General features: G+C 72.8%; 13 protein-coding genes. 8 read left to right on the forward strand and 5 right to left on the reverse strand.

Annotated features, from left to right (window positions below):
* Positions 1–11: 11 nt before the first annotated feature.
* Together IE308_RS06970 and IE308_RS06975 are read right to left on the reverse strand one after the other, a co-directional pair.
* Positions 12–380 carry a helix-turn-helix domain-containing protein gene (locus tag IE308_RS06970; protein ID WP_190217011.1) on the reverse strand — a complete coding sequence of 123 codons (369 nt, stop codon included), beginning with the start codon at positions 378–380 and terminating at the stop codon, positions 12–14.
* A complete protein-coding gene (locus IE308_RS06975) occupies positions 377–625 on the reverse strand; it encodes a YkoF family thiamine-binding protein (RefSeq protein WP_190217012.1) in 249 nt (82 codons plus the stop codon). Before IE308_RS06975 ends, IE308_RS06970 begins: the two co-directional genes overlap by 4 nt.
* A gap of 136 nt (positions 626–761) precedes the next feature.
* Here IE308_RS06975 and IE308_RS06980 point away from each other — a divergent pair, with 136 nt between their 5' ends.
* From IE308_RS06980 to IE308_RS07000, 5 genes are all read left to right on the forward strand, one after another.
* The gene (locus IE308_RS06980) at positions 762–1,601 is read left to right on the forward strand and encodes a TIM barrel protein (protein WP_190217013.1); all 840 of its coding nucleotides are present in this window, start codon (positions 762–764) and stop codon (positions 1,599–1,601) included.
* Positions 1,602–1,649: 48 nt separating this feature from the next.
* Complete coding sequence (locus tag IE308_RS06985) at positions 1,650–2,537, forward strand: 2-hydroxy-3-oxopropionate reductase (protein ID WP_110632459.1); 888 nt, start codon at positions 1,650–1,652, stop codon at positions 2,535–2,537.
* A gap of 198 nt (positions 2,538–2,735) precedes the next feature.
* Entirely contained in the window at positions 2,736–4,199 is a 1,464-nt protein-coding gene (locus tag IE308_RS06990) for a catalase (RefSeq protein WP_190217014.1), read from the forward strand.
* Positions 4,200–4,566: 367 nt separating this feature from the next.
* The gene (locus tag IE308_RS06995; RefSeq protein ID WP_190217015.1) at positions 4,567–4,848 is read left to right on the forward strand and encodes a hypothetical protein; all 282 of its coding nucleotides are present in this window, start codon (positions 4,567–4,569) and stop codon (positions 4,846–4,848) included.
* 100 nt (positions 4,849–4,948) lie between these two features.
* Entirely contained in the window at positions 4,949–5,626 is a 678-nt protein-coding gene (locus IE308_RS07000) for a TIGR04222 domain-containing membrane protein (protein ID WP_190217016.1), read from the forward strand.
* 75 nt (positions 5,627–5,701) lie between these two features.
* On the opposite strand, the gene gcl is transcribed toward IE308_RS07000, so the two are convergent.
* Positions 5,702–7,489 carry a glyoxylate carboligase gene (gene gcl, locus IE308_RS07005; RefSeq protein WP_190217017.1) on the reverse strand — a complete coding sequence of 596 codons (1,788 nt, stop codon included), beginning with the start codon at positions 7,487–7,489 and terminating at the stop codon, positions 5,702–5,704.
* Positions 7,490–7,707: 218 nt separating this feature from the next.
* Between gcl and IE308_RS07010 the strand changes: the two genes are divergently transcribed.
* Entirely contained in the window at positions 7,708–8,544 is an 837-nt protein-coding gene (locus tag IE308_RS07010; protein WP_190217018.1) for a hypothetical protein, read from the forward strand.
* Between the two features lie 36 nt (positions 8,545–8,580).
* Here IE308_RS07010 and IE308_RS07015 read toward each other — a convergent pair whose 3' ends face one another.
* Together IE308_RS07015 and IE308_RS07020 are read right to left on the reverse strand one after the other, a co-directional pair.
* Complete coding sequence (locus IE308_RS07015; protein ID WP_373314483.1) at positions 8,581–10,194, reverse strand: AMP-binding protein; 1,614 nt, start codon at positions 10,192–10,194, stop codon at positions 8,581–8,583.
* Positions 10,158–11,828 carry an AMP-binding protein gene (locus IE308_RS07020; protein WP_190217020.1) on the reverse strand — a complete coding sequence of 557 codons (1,671 nt, stop codon included), beginning with the start codon at positions 11,826–11,828 and terminating at the stop codon, positions 10,158–10,160. The genes IE308_RS07015 and IE308_RS07020 overlap by 37 nt, the downstream gene beginning before the upstream one ends.
* Positions 11,829–11,970: 142 nt before the next feature.
* On the opposite strand from IE308_RS07020, the gene IE308_RS07025 reads away from it, so the two are divergent.
* Positions 11,971–12,804 carry a helix-turn-helix transcriptional regulator gene (locus IE308_RS07025; protein ID WP_190217021.1) on the forward strand — a complete coding sequence of 278 codons (834 nt, stop codon included), beginning with the start codon at positions 11,971–11,973 and terminating at the stop codon, positions 12,802–12,804.
* Between the two features lie 206 nt (positions 12,805–13,010).
* Positions 13,011–15,938, forward strand: a complete 2,928-nt coding sequence (locus IE308_RS07030; protein ID WP_190217022.1) for a helix-turn-helix transcriptional regulator — start codon at positions 13,011–13,013, stop codon at positions 15,936–15,938.
* The last annotated feature ends 110 nt before the right edge of the window (positions 15,939–16,048 follow it).

Consider the following 16,048-nt stretch of genomic DNA (forward strand, 5'->3'; position numbering starts at 1 on the left):
AAGCGGTGCGATCAGGCTTCTTTCTGGCGGTTCAGGTAGTTGTAGACCGTGAAGCGGCTGACGCCGAGGGCGCTCGCCACCGTCTCCACACCGTGCCGGACCGAGAAGGCTCCGCGCGCTTCCAGTATGCGCACGACCTCCTGCTTGGCCTTGCGGTCCAGGTCCGCGAGCGGCTTGCCCTTGCGGCGCTCCATGGCGGCCAGGATGTGGTCGAGGGAGTCGGCCAGCTGCGGCAGCCGTACGGCCACCGCCTCATTGCCCTCCCAGGACAGCACCACGTCCTCGGGGGCGGCCTCGTCGGGCGGCACCATCTCGCCGCCGATCGCGTCGACGAGCGGCTTCACGGCCGCGATGAACGTCTCGTCCCCGGCGCCGTTCACTCGCCCTCCCGGATCACGTTGACCTGGAGGGAGACACGGGTCGCGCCGGCTTCGAGGCTCTTGCGGAGCAGCGCGTCCACGGCCGTCAGGACGGCGTCGGCGCCGCCCTCGGCGGTGTTGCCGAACGGGCCGACGTCCACCGACTCCAGGTCGGCGGTCTCGATGACCCGGCGGGCCACCACCGCGTGCTCGGGCGCCTCGTCGAGGTCGAAGGGCTCGGTCGTGAACTCCACTCTCAATCGCACGCGCACAACCTAACGCGCGGGGCCGCTTTCCGCCGACCCCTCTTGACAAGGGCGACACCCCGACGGCAATCTTCCAATACGCAGAAACTAACTTCCGTCATACGGAAATTCGACACGGAAGGGAGCGCGGCACCCGATGGGATTCGCAGACCAGCGCTTCAACGTCAACCTGTCGATCCTCTTCACGGAACTCCCGCTCCTGGAGCGCCCCGCGGCCGCCGCCGCGGCCGGCTTCACCGCGGTCGAGCTGTGGTGGCCCTGGATCGACACCCCGACCCCCGAGCAGTCCGAGCTCGACGCCCTGAAGGGGGCGATCGAGGACGCGGGCGTCCAGCTCACGGGCCTGAACTTCTACGCCGGGCAGCTGCCCGGACCGGACCGCGGCGCCCTGTCGGTGCCGGGCGAGGAGTCCGAGCGGTTCCGCGCCAACATCGACGTGGCCGCCGGCTTCGCCGCCTCGCTGGGCTGCCGGGCGCTCAACGCGCTGTACGGCAACCGCGTCGAGGGGGTGGACCCGGCCGAGCAGGACGCGCTCGCGCTGGAGAACCTCGTCCTCGCGGCCCGGGCCGCCGACCGGATCGGCGCGATCCTGCTGATCGAGGCGCTGAACAAGCCCGAGTCGCCGCTGTACCCGCTGGTGAGCGCGCCGGCCGCGATCGGCGTCGTGGACCGGGTCAACGAGGCGACCGGCCTCGGCAACGCGACGTTCCTCATGGACCTGTACCACCTGTCCATGAACGGCGAGGACCTGCCGGCCGTCATCGAACAGTACGCGGCGAAGACCGGCCATGTGCAGATCGCCGACAACCCCGGCCGCGGCGCCCCGGGCACGGGCTCCCTCCCCCTGGAGGACCTGCTCGACCAGCTGAGGAAGGCGGGCTACGACGGCTGGGTGGGCCTGGAGTACAAGCCGGGCGACCGCCCGAGCGCCCAGGCCTTCGACTGGCTGCCCGCCGAGGCCCGCGCCGCCCGCTGAGGCCCGCGCGGCCCGCTGACCACCCCCGTTTTTCAGAAAGGCCCTCATATGTCCCTCCCCAAGATCGCCTGGATCGGCCTCGGCATCATGGGCTCGCCCATGTCCGAGAACCTCGTCAAGGCGGGCTACCAGGTCACCGGTTTCACGCTGGAGCAGGAGAAGCTGGACCGCCTGGCCGCCGCCGGCGGCACCGCGGCCGGCTCGATCGCCGAGGCGGTGAAGGACGCGGACGTGGTCATCACCATGGTCCCCGCCTCCCCGCAGGTCGAGGCCATCGCGTACGGCCCGGACGGCATCCTGGAGAACGCGAGGTCCGGCGCGCTGCTGATCGACATGTCCTCGATCACCCCGCAGACCTCGGTCGACCTGGCGAAGGCCGCGAAGGACAAGGGCATCCGCGTGCTGGACGCCCCGGTGTCCGGCGGCGAGGCCGGTGCCATCGAGGCCGTGCTCTCCATCATGGTCGGCGGCGAGAAGGCCGACTTCGAGGAGGCCAAGCCGATCTTCGAGGCGCTCGGCAAGACCATCGTGCTGTGCGGTCCGCACGGCTCGGGCCAGACCGTGAAGGCCGCCAACCAGCTGATCGTCGCCGTGAACATCCAGGCGTGCGCCGAGGCCGTGGTCTTCCTGGAGAAGTCCGGTGTGGACCTGAAGGCCGCGCTCGACGTGCTCAACGGCGGCCTGGCCGGCTCGACCGTGCTGACGCGCAAGAAGGACAACTTCCTGAGCCGCGACTTCCGGCCGGGCTTCCGCATCGACCTGCACCACAAGGACATGGGCATCGTCACCGACGCCGCCCGCAACGTCGGTGCCGCGCTGCCCGTCGGCGCCGTGGTGGCGCAGCTCGTGGCGTCGCTGCGCGCCCAGGGCGACGGCGGCCTGGACCACTCGGCCCTGCTGCGGGCCGTGGAGCGCCTCTCGGGCGCCCAGGTCTGACGCGACCGGCCGGACGCCTCCGTCCGGCCCCTGTGAAGACTTCCGGGCCGCGGCGCCGTCGACACCTGTCCCGTCGCGCCCAAGCGGCGCCGCGGTCCGGAAACCACTTCAACAAACTGTTGACGCCCTGATCGCCCCCTCCTAGGCTCCACGAAGCGGAAACAGTTTTCCGCTGACTCTCGTACGGAAGGTCCCCCGATGTCGAAGCGCGTGCTCACGACCGAGTCCGGCGCCCCCGTCGCCGACAACCAGAACTCCGCCTCCGCCGGCGTCGGCGGGCCGCTCCTGATCCAGGACCAGCAGCTCCTGGAGAAGCTGGCGCGCTTCAACCGCGAGCGCATCCCGGAGCGCGTGGTGCACGCCCGCGGCTCCGGCGCCTACGGCCACTTCGAGGTGACCGACGACGTCACCGGCTACACGTTCGCCGACTTCCTCGGCACGGTCGGCAAGCGCACCGAGGTGTTCGTGCGCTTCTCCACCGTGGCCGACTCGCTCGGCGGCGCGGACGCCGTCCGCGACCCGCGCGGCTTCGCGGTGAAGTTCTACACCGAGGAGGGCAACTACGACCTCGTCGGCAACAACACCCCGGTGTTCTTCATCAAGGACCCGATCAAGTTCCCCGACTTCATCCACTCGCAGAAGCGCGACCCGTTCACCGGCAAGCAGGAGCCGGACAACGTCTGGGACTTCTGGGCCCACTCCCCCGAGGCCACGCACCAGGTGACCTGGCTGATGGGCGACCGCGGCATCCCGGCGTCGTACCGCCACATGGACGGGTTCGGCTCGCACACCTACCAGTGGACGAACGCCAAGGGCGAGGCCTTCTTCGTCAAGTACCACTTCAAGACCGACCAGGGCATCCGCTGCCTGACCGGCGAGCAGGCCGCGGAGATCGCGGGCAAGGACCCCAACTCGCACCAGACGGACCTGCTGCAGGCCATCGAGCGCGGGGTGCACCCGTCCTGGACGCTGTACGTGCAGCTCATGCCGGCGGCCGAGGCGGCGAACTACCGCTTCAACCCGTTCGACCTGACCAAGGTGTGGCCGCACGCCGACTACCCGCTGAAGCGCGTCGGCAAGCTGGTGCTGAACCGCAACCCCGACAACGTCTTCGCCGAGGTCGAGCAGGCCGCGTTCTCCCCGAACAACTTCGTCCCGGGCATCGGCCCGTCGCCGGACAAGATGCTCCAGGGCCGTCTGTTCGCCTACGCGGACGCCCACCGCTACCGCCTCGGCGTCAACCACACCCTGCTGCCGGTCAACTCGCCGAAGGCGGTGCCGGGCGGCGCGCAGAACTACGGCCGCGACGGCTTCATGGCGCTCAACCCGCAGGGCCGCCACGCCAAGAACTACGAGCCGAACTCCTACGACGGCCCGGCCGAGACCGGCCGCCCGCTGTCGGCGCCGCTGCCGGTGTCCGGGTACACGGGCAACCACGAGGCCCCGCAGCACACCAAGGACGACGACTTCATCCAGGCCGGCGCGCTGTACCGGCTGTTGTCCGAGGACGCGAAGTCCCGTCTGGTCGCGAACATCGCCGGCGGCCTGTCGCAGGTCTCCCGCAACGACGTGATCGAGAAGAACCTCGCGCACTTCCACGCCGCCGACCCCGAGTACGGCAAGCGCGTGGAGGAGGCGGTCCGCGCCCTGCGCGAGGACTGAGACTCCCTGGCCGCGTCCCGGCCGGCACCGAGCGACCCGGATGAGGGGTGGTCACCGGTGTCGGGGACGCGGCCCGGGTGAGGACCGCGGCGGCCTGCGAGCCAGTGCGGTGGTGAAGGACTCCGGTTCCCCTTCTCGACCTGAGGGAAGTGCGTCCCGGGGCTCCGTCGCAGCCGCCGCGGTCCCGGCATCACCCCCACCCCTCCCCCAGACCCCGTCCGGCGGCGCGAACGACCTGTCGCGCCCAGCCTCGCGCCGTCGGACGGTCACCAGGCTTTCACCACAGGCCCCGAAGCGCCGGGTACGGACGGTCCCGTACCCGGCGCTTCGGCGTGCGTACCGGCGGCTGCGGCAGCAGCCTGAAGGCATGGCACATCCGACGCAGCACCCGCACGTCGTGGTGCATCCCCCGGCGCTGGACGGCTCGCGGCGCGTCACCGCGGGCGAGGAGACGCTGGGGGTCGCCACGCACGCGGACGACGTGAGCGAGATCCTGCGGCTGGCCGACCTGTACGTCACCGATGTGGCGGCGAGCGACATCGTCGAGTGGCAGGGCGGCGGCCCCGACGACTGGCCGGGACTGTCGGAACACCACGAGCAGCACCACGAGCAGCGCGGCGGGCAGCAGGGCGTACAGAAAGGGTCGTAGCCGCCCCTACGGCACCCTCAGATCCTGCTCTGAACCCGGGCCCGGGGGGCTTGGACCGCCCTCGGCCCCGGGCACACCCCTGTCACACGGGGGTGAGGACATGAGCACGGATACGACGACGAAGCCGCCGGGGCCGCACGAGATCGCCCTGCTGCGGGCCGGGCCGCGGGCCGCGGTGACGGTGGCCGTGGTGGCGCTGCACCTGCGCGGCGCGGTCGGCGCGGGACGGCGGGGGACGCTGCGCAGGACGCCGGGGGGCGCCGCCGGGGCCTTCCGGCACCCGCTGGAGAAGGCGGTGCGCTCGGCGCTCTACCGGCCCGCGGGGCTGCGGGAGCTGCCCGGCCGCCTGATGGTGGCCCGCGCACTGGCCCGGATGCGTGCCGAGGCGGTGGCGGCCGGGCTGTCGCGGTCGGTGCCGCCGCGCCGCACCCGCGCCTGGCGCCGCCGGCTGGCCGAGCTGCGCGCGGCACACCCGCTGCCCGGGGGCCCGGAGGGGCTGGGCGAGGACGAGATCGTGCTGGCGGTCGCGCTGTACGGCGAGCCGGCGCTGACCGCCCTGGTGCCGCGCTTCGCCCGCGAGGCGGGACTGACCGGACGCGGCGCGCTCGCCGACGCCGGCCGGTTCCCCTTCGGCCGGAGCGACGACCTGCGGCTGCTCTCGGGCGGCGAGTCGTACGACGGCACGGACGGCGACCGGGGATACGGCGGTCACGGCGGCCACGACCACGCCTCGGGCGGCGGCTTCGGCTGCGGCGGGGGCGGCGGGGGCTTCGACTGACCGCCCGCGGGCACGCCGAAGGGGCGGTCCAGCCCCCCGGGTGGACCGCCCCTTCAACGGGTCGGAGTCGGTGTGTCAGACCTTCAGCGGCTTGATCGAGGTCGGCGCGTGGCCGGGCTCGGTGGCCAGGTCCTCGAACTCGCTGATGTCGCTGATGTCCATCGTGCGGCTCATCGAGATGTTGGTGATCCGCTCCAGGATCGCCTCCACGACGACCGGCACCCGGTACTCCGCGGCCAGCTTCTTGGCCTGCTCGAAGGCGGCGCCCAGCTGCTCCGGCTCGGTGACGCGGATGGCCTTGCAGCCCAGTCCCTCGGCGACCTTGACGTGGTCGACACCGTAGACGCCGATCTCGGGCGAGTTGACGTTCTCGAACTCCAGGTTGACCTGGAAGTTGATGTCCAGGCCGAGCTGCGCCTGGCGGATCAGACCGAGGTAGGAGTTGTTGACCAGGACGTGGACGTACGGGATGCGGTGCTGGGCGGCGACGGCCAGCTCCTCGATGAGGAACTGGAAGTCGTAGTCGCCGGAGAGCGCGACGACCTGGGCGTCCGGGTCGGCCTTGGCGACGCCGATCGCGGCCGGGATGGTCCAGCCGAGCGGGCCGGCCTGGCCGCAGTTGATCCAGTGGCGCGGCTTGTAGACGTGCAGCATCTGCGCGCCGGCGATCTGGGAGAGGCCGATGGTGGTGACGTACCGCGTCTCCGGGCCGAAGGCCTTGTTCATCTCCTCGTAGACGCGCTGCGGCTTCAGCGGCACGTTGTCGAAGTGCGTACGGCGCAGCAGCGTGGCCTTGCGCTCCTGGGTGGAGGCGACCCACTCGCCGCGGTCGGGCAGCCTGCCGGCGGCCTTCAGCTCCTTCGCCACCTCGACGAACAGCTCCAGCGCGGCCTTGGCGTCGGAGACGACGCCGTAGTCCGGCGGGAAGATCTTGCCGATCTGGGTGGGCTCGATGTCGACGTGGACGAACTTGCGCTCGCCGCGGTAGACGTCGAGCTTGTAGCCGGTGTGGCGGTTGGCCCAGCGGTTGCCGATGCCGAGGACGAAGTCCGACTCCAGGAAGTTGGCGTTGCCGTAGCGGTGCGAGGTCTGCACGCCGACCATGCCGGCGTTCAGCTCGTGGTCGTCGGGCAGGGTGCCCCAGCCCATCAGGGTGGGGATGACCGGGGTCTGGGTCAGCTCGGCGAACTCGACGAGCAGGTCGGTGGCGTCGGCTCCGATGACACCGCCGCCGGCCACGATGACCGGGCGCTGCGACTCCAGAAGAAAGGTGATCGCCTTCTCGATCTGGGCGCGGGTCGCGGCCGGCTTGTAGACGGGCAGCGGCTCGTACGTCTCCGGGTCGAACTCGATCTCGGTGAGCTGGACGTCGATCGGCAGGTCGATGAGGACCGGGCCGGGGCGGCCGGAGCGCATCAGGTGGAAGGCCTGCTGGAAGACGCCGGGGACCTGCGCGGCCTCCAGGACGGTCACGGCCATCTTGGTGACCGGCTTGGCGATCGACGCGATGTCGACGGCCTGGAAGTCCTCCTTGTGGATCACGGAGGTGGGCGCCTGGCCGGTGATGCACAGGATCGGGATGGAGTCGCCGATGGCCGAGTACAGGCCGGTGATCATGTCGGTGCCGGCGGGACCGGAGGTGCCGATGCAGACGCCGATGTTCCCCGGCGAGGTCCGCGTGTAGCCCTCGGCCATGTGCGAGGCGCCCTCGACGTGGCGGGCGAGCGTGTGGTGGATGCCGCCGCCCTCCTTGAGCGCCTTGTAGAAGGGGTTGATCGCGGCGCCCGGCACACCGAAGGCGTCCGTGACGCCCTCGCGCTTGAGGATCTCAACTGCCGCGCGGGCAGCGGTCATACGAGCCATCGAGTACTCCTGCTTCGACTGCTTCGGCTGTCGGATTCGCACTCCCGTCGCGCCCCGCGGTGAGCCGTATTCCGTATAGCGGAAAGTAATTTCTACGATCTGGAAGCAATGTAGGCGGGCGGGCGAAGAGCCGTCAAGAGACGGACAAGCGGGGGGCCGGGCGGGCGATGGGTGGAGCACCATGGGGGCGCTGTCCGACGAGCCGTGCTGGAGGGGCCGTGACCGAGAGCGTGCCGGTGCGCTGTCCGGCCTGCCGCCGCGAGCGCCTGTTCACGGCTCCCGGCTATCCGTGCGTGTGCGGGACCCCGGTCGCCCCGCCCCTGGACCCCACGGTCCCGCCGGTGCCGGTGACGCACCGGAGCTGGGAGGACCAGTGGGTGACGGTCCGCTGCCCGGCCTGCGACCGCCGCTCGCAGTGGCCCCGGCCGGAGCTGGGGTGCGCGTGCGGGGCGGTGCTGCGGATCGCGGTGTCGGGGGCGGCGCGGGACACGGAAGCGGCGGAGTCGGACTGGGGACCGACCGAGGAGGCACCGGGGAACGGGCCGCGTTCGGAACCGCCTCGGCAAGGGGCGCCGGAGCGCGAGCCGGAGCCAAGGGCACCGGAGAACGATCGGGAGCCACGTACGCCGGAGAGCGAGCCGGAGCAAGGAGCGACGAGAGGCGAGCGGCGGCGGGGCGTCTTCCGGCCGGTGCCCGTCCGCACCGCGCGGGACGCCGTGACGGTCGCCGCGCTCTATCTGCGCTGGCTCGGCCACGACGACGTGCGGCGGGCCGACCAGCGGCCCCCGAGCGGCATCGGGCTGGCCGCCCGCGGCATGGTGGCGCAGGTCGACCCGTCGGCGCGTCCGGCGTCCCTGCGGGACGTGGAATGCCTGTGGCTGACGGCGATGACGGAGTCGGCGGCCTGCGCCTTCTTCTCGCTCAGCGGCTACACGGCCGGGGCGCGGGCCGGCGCGGACGGCCTGGGCGTCGCGCTGTTCGTCCTGGCCCCCACGGGAAAGGTCCTGCCGGTGAACGCGCCGGCCCGCGCACTGGCCTCCGGGGACCCGGGCTGACCTTCAGCGGCGGGTCCCCGGAGGCCGGGAGACGGTTCAGCCGGCGTACTTCTCGCGCAGCTCCACCTTCCGGACCTTCCCGGACACGGTCATCGGGAAGGCGTCCAGCACCTGGAGCCGGGTCGGGACCTTGTAGTGGGCCAGCCGGTCCGCGCAGAAGGCGCGTACGTCGTCCAGGGTCGGCGGGTCCGCCGGGTCGAGCGGGATGACGCAGGCCAGCACCTCCTCGCCGTACCGCTCGTGCGGCACCCCGACCACCTGGACGTCCCGGATCTTCGGGTGGCCGTAGAGGAACTCCTCGATCTCGCGCGGGTAGATGTTCTCGCCGCCCCGGATGATCATGTCCTTGATGCGGCCGACGATCTCGACGTAGCCGTCCTCGCGCATCACCGCGAGGTCCCCGGTGTGCATCCAGCGGCCGGCGTCCACGGCCTCCGCGGTCTTCTCCGGCTCGTTCCAGTAGCCGAGCATCACGCTGTACCCGCGCGTGCACAACTCCCCCGCAGCGCCGCGCGGTTGGGTGACGCCGGTGGCCGGGTCGACGACCTTGACCTCGATGTGCGGCAGGACGCGGCCGACGGTGCCGGTGCGGTGCTCCAGGTCGTCGTCCATGCGGGTCTGCAGGGACACCGGCGAGGTCTCGGTCATGCCGTAGCAGATGGAGACCTCCTCCATGTGCATCTCGGCGACCACCCGCTTCATCACCTCGACCGGGCAGGGCGAGCCCGCCATGATGCCGGTGCGCAGGGAGGTGAGGTCGTAGGAGGCGAAGTCCGGCAGGTTCAGCTCCGCGATGAACATGGTCGGCACGCCGTACAGCGAGGTGCACCGCTCCGCCTGCACGGCCTCCAGCGTCGCCTTCGGGTCGAAGGACGGCGCCGGGACGACGATGCAGGCGCCGTGCGAGGTGGCGGCCAGATTGCCCATGACCATGCCGAAGCAGTGGTAGAACGGCACCGGCACGCACACCCGGTCCTGCTCCGAGTAACCGATCAGCTCCCCCACGAAATAGCCGTTGTTGAGGATGTTGTGGTGGGAGAGCGTGGCGCCCTTGGGGAAGCCCGTCGTGCCCGAGGTGTACTGGATGTTGATCGGGTCGTCGCAGGACAGCTCCGGCCAGGGCGCGGGGACCGCCCGGCCGAGCAGCGCCTCCCAGCTCGGGTCGCCGAAGTACACCGTCTCGCGCAGCCCGGGGCAGCGGCCCCGGACCTCCTCGATCATCGCCCGGTAGTCGCTGGTCTTGTGGCTGACGGACGCGAACAGCAGCGAGACGCCCGACTGGTTGAGGACGTACTCGACCTCGTGGGTGCGGTAGGCCGGGTTGATGTTCACCATGATCGCGCCGATGCGCGCGGTGGCGTACTGGACGAGCACCCACTCCGGGCAGTTGACCGCCCAGATGCCCACCCGGTCGCCCTTGGCGACCCCGCTCGCGAGCAGCGCGTACGCGAGCCGGTCGACGTCCGCCGCGAACCGCGCGTACGTCCAGCGCCGCCCGGAGGGCACGTCGACGAGGGCCTCGCGGTCCGGCCAGGCCGCCACCGCGCGGTCGAGGTTGGCGCCGATGGTGTCGCCCAGCAGCGGGGTGGCACTGGTGCCGTGGGTGTAGGAGTTCACCGGAAGTCCTCCTCGCGGTACTCGGCGTCCGATCCCGCTGCCGTCGCCTCGCGCAGCTCGATGCGGCGGATCTTGCCGGAGACGGTCTTGGGCAGGGCGCCGAACTCCAGCCGGCGGATGCGCTTGTAGGGGGCGAGGACCTGCCGGGAGTGCTCGAAGATCACCTTGGCGGTGTCCGGGCCCGGCTCCCAGCCCTCCGCGAGGACGACGTACGCCTTCGGCACGGCCAGGCGCAGCTCGTCCGGCGCGGGCACGACGGCGGCCTCGGCGACCGCCTCGTGCTCCAGCAGGGCGCTCTCCAGCTCGAACGGGGAGATCTTGTAGTCGCTCGCCTTGAACACGTCGTCGGCCCGGCCGACGTAGGTGATGTAGCCGTCCTCGTCGCGGGAGCCGATGTCGCCGGTGCGGTAGTAGCCGCCGGCCATCGCCTCCGCCGTGCGGTCGGCGTCGCCGTGGTAGCCGGTCATCAGGCCGACCGGGCGCTCGGACAGGTCCAGCGCGATCTCGCCCTCCCGGGCGCCGGGCGCGCCGGAGACCGGGTCGAGGAGTTCCACGCGGTAGCCGGGGCTGGGGCGGCCCATGGAGCCGGTCTTCAGCGGCTGGCCGGGCGTGTTGGCGACCTGCACGGCGGTCTCGGTCTGCCCGAAGCCGTCCCGGATGGTGACGCCCCAGGCGCGCCGCACCTGCTCGATGACCTCCGGGTTCAGCGGCTCACCGGCGGCCACGACCTCGCGGGGCCTGCTGCGCAGCTGGGTCAGGTCGGCCTGGATGAGCATGCGCCACACGGTCGGCGGGGCGCAGAACGTGGTCACCCCGGCCCGGTCCATCTCGGCCATCAGCCGGGCCGCGTCGAAGCGGGTGTAGTTGTGGATGAAGACGGTCGCCTCGGCGTTCCAGGGGGCGAAGAGGTTGGACCAGGCGTGCTTGGCCCAGCCGGGTGAGGAGATGTTCAGGTGCACGTCGCCGGGCTTGAGGCCGATCCAGTACATGGTGGCCAGGTGCCCGATCGGGTACGAGGTGTGGGTGTGCTCGACCAGCTTGGGCCGGGCGGTGGTGCCCGAGGTGAAGTACAGCATGAGCGGGTCGTCGGCGAGGGTCGGCCCGTCCGGGAGGAACTCGGCGGGGGCCGCGTAGGCGTCCTCGTACGGCTCCCAGCCCTCGGTGGGCAGGCCGCCGACGGAGATCCGGGTGTAGGCGCCGGGCACCTCGTCGAACTTGCCGGTGTCGTCCGCCCGCACGATGACGTGCTTGACCCGGCCGCGCTCGACGCGGTCGCGCAGGTCGGCGGGGCCGAGGAGCGGGGTGGCGGGGATGACGACGGCGCGCAGCTTCATCGCCGCGAGCGCGGTCTCCCACAGCTCGGCCTGGTTGCCGAGCATGACCAGCACCCGGTCCTCGGCGGCCACGCCCCGGTCGCGCAGCCAGTTCGCGACGCGGTCGGACCGGTCGGACAGCTCGGCGAAGGTCAGCCGGGTCTCGGCGCCGTCCTCCTCGACGATGTGCAGGGCGGTGCGGTCGTTGCCGTCCGCGATGACGTCGAACCAGTCCAGGGCCCAGTTGAACCGTTCGGGCCGGGGCCAGGCGAAGCCCTCGTAGGCCGCGGTGTAGTCCTCGCGGTGCTGCAGGAGAAAGTCCCGCGCCCTGCGGAAGTCGTCTGTGGCCGTCATCTGTGCTCCCTGATCGCGTACTCCGGCGGTTCCGGACCATTGCCGGGCGGCTCACGGACATCGTGTAATCCGTGATGCAGGTCTCACTACCCCCGAACGGGGGTGGAGGCGGCACAGGGGCCGCGGCGAAAGGGCGAAACGGGTGGCAGCGCACGCGACGGGGACGGTGGAGATCCAGGCAGCGCTGGCGCGGCTGCGGCGGGCGACCGGGCTGCCCGTGGCCTTCGGCGGGCTGGTCGACCCCGGGCGGCGGCAGATGCGGATCAGCGAGCTGAGCGGCAACGCGACCGTCGCGCTGCGGGCGCTCGCGGTGACCTCAGGCAGCGGCCTGGGCGGCAAGGCGGTGGCGCTGGCCCGGCCGTGCGCGGTGACCGACTACTCGGCGTCCCGGCAGATCAGCCACGAGTACGACGCCGCCGTCGCCGAGGAGGGCCTGCGCTCGGTGCTCGCGGTGCCGGTGGTGGTGCGGCGCCGGGTGCGCGGTGTGCTCTACGGCGCCCTGCGCACGGCCCAGCCGCTGGGCGACCGCACGCTGAGCGAGGCCGTGGCGGCGGCGCGGGACGTGGAGCAGGCGCTGGTGGTGCGGGAGGAGGCGGGCGACCTGCTGGCGGCGGCCCGCGCGGAGCCCGCCGCCCCGGCCGGGTCGGCCGCCGCCTGGGAGCAGGTCAGGGAGGCGCACGCGGCGCTGCGGGCGCTGGCGCCGCGGATCGCCGACCCGGGGATGCGCGCGGAGCTGCTCGCGGCGTGCGGGCTGCTGGCGCCGGCCGGCGGGGCGAGCGCCGTGAGCCTCGCGCCCCGCGAGCTGGACGTCCTGGCGTGCGTGGCGGCCGGGGCGACCAACGCGGCGACCGCGGAGCGGCTCGGGCTGCGCCCGGAGACGGTGAAGTCCTACCTGCGCGCGGCCATGCGCAAGCTGGGCGCCCACACCCGGGGCGAGGCGGTGACGGCGGCCCGGCGTGCGGGACTGCTGCCGTAGCCTCCGGCGGGGCCTACCCTGGACGCCGGTCGGGGCGACGGGCCGCAGGCACGGGCGAAGGGTGTGAGATGAGCGGTGACCATTCAGTGGACAGCATCTTGAATTGTCATATGCGTACCGTTGTTATATCCCTCACCACACCGTCCGCCCGGATTTCCGCAGCTGTTGCCTAGAATTTGGCCCGGACACGACACTCGGAGGGAGCGGTGACCGTGCGACGGGACTTCCAGGAGTCTGCGAGATGCCGCCCCGACCTGGTCATCGGCAGGGAGGAGCTGTTCGGCGCGGCGCGCGAGCAGCTTGGCTCGGGCGGCAGCGTGCTGCTCCACGGGCCCGCCGGAATAGGAAAATCGACCGTGCTGCGGGCAATCGCCGCGGAATACGGCCGCACGGCCCGGACCGTGTTGCGCTGCTCGGCCACCGAGTCGGAATCGCACCTGCCGTTCCTCGCCCTGGCCGACCTCTTCGGCCTGGTCCTCGACGAGGTCGCCGACCGGCTGCCCGCCGCCCAGCGCGACGCCCTGGAGTCCGCGCTCACCGGCCGCGGCGAGCCCACCCTGCGCGACGGTCTGGCCCTGCGGCTCGCGGTGCTCTCGGCGCTGCGCGCGCTGGCCGCCGACGGGCCCGTCCTGCTCGTCGCCGACGACCTGCAGTGGCTGGACGCGGCCAGCGCCGAACTGCTCGGCTTCGCCGCCCGCCGCCTCGGCGACACCCCGGTGCAGATGCTCTGCGCGGTCCGCACCGAGGGCCAGGAGTACGACCGCTTCCTGAACTCCTCCCCGCCCGACACCCTCGCCGTCCGCCTCGGCCCCTTCACCCGCACCCAGGTCTCCGCCCTGCTCGACCACCGCGGCTACACCGGTCTGTCCCGCACCACGGTCCGCGACATCCACCGCACCAGCGGCGGCAACCCCCTGTTCGCCCTGGAGCTGGGCCGCGCCCTCAGTGAGAACCCCACCCCGCCCCGGCCCGGCGAGCCGCTGCCGGTGCCGACCTCGCTGCGGGCCCTGGTCCTCAAACGCCTGGACATGCTCTCCGAGGAGGCGCGCCGCACCCTGCTCGTCGCGAGCGTCGGCGCCCGTCCCACCCAGGCGCTGCTGCACGCGGCCGGCCGGGACAACGCCGAGGCGGAGTGCGCGCAGGCCGCGGCGCTGGGGCTGCTGGCGACCGACCCGGAGGGTCCCGCCGTACGGTTCGCGCACCCGCTGATCTCCGCCGCGCTGTACGCGGAGGCCCCGGCGCAGGAGCGGCGGGCCGCGCACGCGGCGCTGTCCACGGCCGCGTCCGACCCGATCGAGCGGGCCCGGCACCTGGCCCTGGCCACCACCGGCACCGATCCGAAGGTCGCGGCCCGGCTGGCGGAGGCCGCCGCACTCGCCCGGGACCGCGGGGCGCCCTCGGTGGCGGCCTCGCTGGGGCTGCTCGCCGCCCGGCACACCCCGGCCGGCAGCGTGCCCGGCGCCGACGACCGGCGGCTGCAGGCCGCGGAGGACGCGATCACCGCCGGCGAGGTGGACCTCGCCCGGGACATCGCGCGGGAGGTGCTGACCCGGGCCGCCGCCCCGACCCAGCGGGTGCGGGCCTGGATGGTGGTGATCGAGTCGGCCGGGCAGGCGCTCGGCGACGTCGACGCGGTCTTCCCGCAAGTGCTCGCCGACGCGGGCGACGACCCGCGGCTGCTCGCCCAGGTGCACTACCAGCTGGCCTGGCGCGGACTGGTCGTCGAGGGCGACTTCGCCGAGGCCCGCGAGGAGGCCGCGCACGCCGCCGAGCTGGCCGCGCGCGGCGCGGACCGCCGTACCGAGCTGATGGCGCTCGCCTTCCAGGCCTCCACCGAGACGCTGATGGGGCATCCGAACGCGCCCGTGACGATCAAGCGGGCCCTGAAGGAGCCTCAGGACCCCTACGTGGCCTGCCACCACAACGGGGCGGGCGCGGCCCGCTTCCGCTGGCTGCTGATGAGCGACCAGCTGCCCGAGGCCCGTACGGTCATCACCTCGCTGCTGCGCGAAGTGCAGCGGCGCGGCATGGTCGAGTCCGAGGTGCACTTCCAGCGGTTCCTCGCCGACACCGAGCTGCGCTCCGGGCACTGCGGGCGCGCGCTCGACCTGGCCCGGGAGAGCCTCCGGCTGGCCCGCGACTCCGGGATCGGGCTGGGCGCGTCGGCGATGCTCACCTCCCTCGCGGAGGCCTCCGGCGGCGAGGTCGACAAGGCGCTGGCGCTCGCCCGGGAGGCGGCCGAGCACGCCGAGGAGGACGGCGACCAGATGTACCTCTCGCGCGCCCTGGCCGCCCTGGGCTACGCCCATCTGGTCGCCGGGGACGCGCAGGCCGCGGTGGTCGCGCTGCGCCGGGTGCGGGAGCTGGAGCAGGGCCTCGGCATCCACGACCCGGCGCGCGGGCGCTGGCAGGGCGATCTGGCCGAGGCGCTCGTGGCCGTCGGCGAGATCGGCGAGGCGCAGGACGTCGTCGACGTCACCCGTGAGCACGCGCTGCGGCTGGGCCGGGAGAGCGTCCTCGCCGTCCTGGACCGCGCCGAGTCGCTGGTGCGGGCCGCGCGCGGCGACCACGACGCCGCCGTCGCGCAGCTGACGAGCGTTCAGGACCGGCTCGCCAAGCTGGGGTACGGCCTGGAGGAGGCGCGGACCGCGTTCGCGCTGGCCCGGCTGCGCACCCGGCCGCGCCCGCTCGGCGCACCGCGTGAGGGCGGGGCCGGTGCGGCGCCGGCGGGTGCGGGGGCGGCCGGCCCGGCGTCGACGGGTGCGGCATCGGCCGGTTCGGCGTCGGCGGGTCCGGCGGCGGTGGGTCCGACCTCGTTCGACGAGGCGGCGCGGCTGTTCCGCCGCTGCCGTGCGCTGCCCTGGCTGCGGCAGGTCGAGGCCGCCGTCGCGGCGGGCCCGGCGCTGCCCCCGCCGCCGGCCGGCGAGCGGGAGTCGGCGCTGGAGGGGCTCGCCTCGATGGAGCGTCAGGTGGCGGCGCTGGTGATGGAGGGCGCCACCAACCGGGAGATCGCGGCACGCCTGTTCATCAGCGTCAAGACGGTCGAGGCGACCCTCACCCGGGTCTACCGCAAGCTGGGGATCCGCTCGCGGGTGGACATCGTCCGGCTGGCGGCGGGGCACCACGCGAAGTGAGCCCGGCGGGGTTTTACTGCCCTGACGGTTCGGACGGGCCCCCCAGGGGCGGACCGAGGGTTTTCCCTGCCCAACTCCCCTAGGGGGTTTCCCTCATTGGGAGGAGCGCG

Origin of the sequence: Streptomyces griseosporeus (assembly GCF_014656055.1) — a bacterium.
Lineage (GTDB): Bacteria > Actinomycetota > Actinomycetes > Streptomycetales > Streptomycetaceae > Streptomyces > Streptomyces griseosporeus.

What these genes read in the sequence shown, in the direction of transcription:
- IE308_RS06980 (WP_190217013.1), top strand. Translation starts at nt 762, where the DNA reads ATGGGATTCGCAGACCAGCGCTTCAACGTCAACCTGTCGATCCTCTTC.
- IE308_RS06985 (WP_110632459.1), top strand. Translation starts at nt 1,650, where the DNA reads ATGTCCCTCCCCAAGATCGCCTGGATCGGCCTCGGCATCATGGGCTCG.
- IE308_RS06990 (WP_190217014.1), top strand. Translation starts at nt 2,736, where the DNA reads ATGTCGAAGCGCGTGCTCACGACCGAGTCCGGCGCCCCCGTCGCCGAC.
- IE308_RS06995 (WP_190217015.1), top strand. Translation starts at nt 4,567, where the DNA reads ATGGCACATCCGACGCAGCACCCGCACGTCGTGGTGCATCCCCCGGCG.
- IE308_RS07000 (WP_190217016.1), top strand. Translation starts at nt 4,949, where the DNA reads ATGAGCACGGATACGACGACGAAGCCGCCGGGGCCGCACGAGATCGCC.
- gcl (WP_190217017.1), bottom strand. Translation starts at nt 7,489, where the DNA reads ATGGCTCGTATGACCGCTGCCCGCGCGGCAGTTGAGATCCTCAAGCGC.
- IE308_RS07020 (WP_190217020.1), bottom strand. Translation starts at nt 11,828, where the DNA reads ATGACGGCCACAGACGACTTCCGCAGGGCGCGGGACTTTCTCCTGCAG.